The following is a 1,758-nucleotide window of genomic DNA, read 5'->3' as shown; positions in this document are numbered from 1 at the left end:
CCGGGCCGAGACCCGGCCCCGGAACGTAACCATCCAGCAACGACAAAAACAATAGCACCCCACCCAACAAAAAACCCGGCAACCAGCCCAACAAAAGACCCACGCCATGACCCAAACCCAATCCACCTGCCCCTACTGCGGCGTAGGCTGCGGCGTGATCATCGAATCCACCGGCCCCCAGATCACCGGCGTGAGAGGCGACCCCACCCACCCCGCCAACTTCGGCCGCCTGTGCACCAAGGGCTCCACCCTCCACCTCACCGCCGCCAGCCCCGTCACCCTCCAGACAAGGCTCCTCACCCCCCAGCACCGCCCCCAGCGCGGCGACAAGCCCCAGCCCATCGCCTGGGAAGCAGCCCTCGACACCGCCGCACAAAAATTCGCCGACACCATCGCCCGGCACGGCCCCGACGCCGTCGGCTTCTACGTCTCCGGCCAGCTCCTCACCGAGGACTACTACGTCTTCAACAAGCTCGCCAAGGGCCTGGTCGGCACCAACAACATCGACACCAACTCGCGCCTGTGCATGAGCAGCGCCGTGGCGGGCTACAAAACCACGCTCGGCGCCGACGCCCCGCCCACCTGCTACGACGACGTGCAGCACGCGCAGTGCCTCTTCATCGTGGGCAGCAACACCGCGTGGGCGCACCCCATCCTGTTTCGCCGCATCGAGGACGCCAAGGCCGCCAACCCGGGCATGAAGATCATCGTGGCCGACCCGCGCCGCACCGAGACCGCCGGGCTGGCCGACCTGTTCCTGCCCATCCAGCCGGGCAGCGACGTCATGCTGTTCCACGGCATGCTGCACCTCATGCTGTGGGAAGGCTGGGTGGACAGCGCCTACATCGCCGCGCACACCACCGGCTTCGACGCGCTCAAGGCCCTGGTGCGCGACTGCACGCCCACCCGCGTGGCCGAGGTTTGCGGCATCAGCGAGGCGGATCTGGCCACCGCCGCGCGCTGGTTCGCCGGTGTGGGTGCCGGTGCAGGTGCAAGTGCCGGTGCCGCGCGCCAGCCCACGCTCAGCCTTTACTGCCAGGGCCTGAACCAGAGCACCAGCGGCACGGCCAAGAACGCCGCCCTCATCAACCTGCACCTGGCCACGGGCCAGATCGGCCGACCGGGCGCGGGGCCGTTCTCGCTCACCGGGCAACCCAACGCCATGGGCGGGCGCGAGGTGGGGGGACTGGCCAACCTGCTGTCGGCCCACCGCGACATGGCCAACCCGCAGCACCGTGCCGAAGTGGCCGCGCTGTGGGGCGTGCCCGAGGTGCCGGGCATGCCCGGCAAGACCGCCGTGGAGATGTTCCAGGCCGCGGCGACGGCGAGATCCGGGCGCTGTGGATCGCCTGCACCAACCCGGCGCAGAGCCTGCCCGACCAGGCCACCGTGCGCCGCGCGCTGGAGCGCGCCGAGTTCGTGGTGGTGCAGGAGGCCTTCGCCACCACCGCCACCGCGCAGTACGCCGACCTGCTGCTGCCCGCCACCACCTGGGGCGAGAAGACCGGCACGGTGACCAACAGCGAGCGCCGCATCTCCCGCGTGCGCCCTGCGGTGCCCGCGCCCGGCGACACGCGCCACGACTGGGCCATCGCCGTGCAGTTCGCCCACCGGCTGGAGGCGCGGCTGCGCCCGGGCCGGCCCACGCTGTTTCCGTACGCCACTGGCGACGGCGAGGCCGAGCGCGGCGCCGAGGCCGTGTGGAACGAGCACCGCGAGAGCACGCGCGGGCGCGACCTGGACATCACCGGCCTGTCG

At 71.0% G+C, this 1,758-nt stretch carries 1 pseudogene; it reads left to right on the top strand.

Annotated elements, in window-relative coordinates:
- Positions 1-106 precede the first annotated feature (106 nt).
- Positions 107-1,758, top strand: a pseudogene (locus AC27IQ_RS23835) (molybdopterin-dependent oxidoreductase); the annotation flags it as partial.

Source organism: Acidovorax sp. KPB24-07 (assembly GCF_057543315.1).
Note: the sequence above shows the minus strand (reverse complement) of the source record. Positions and strands in the feature narration are given on the sequence as shown.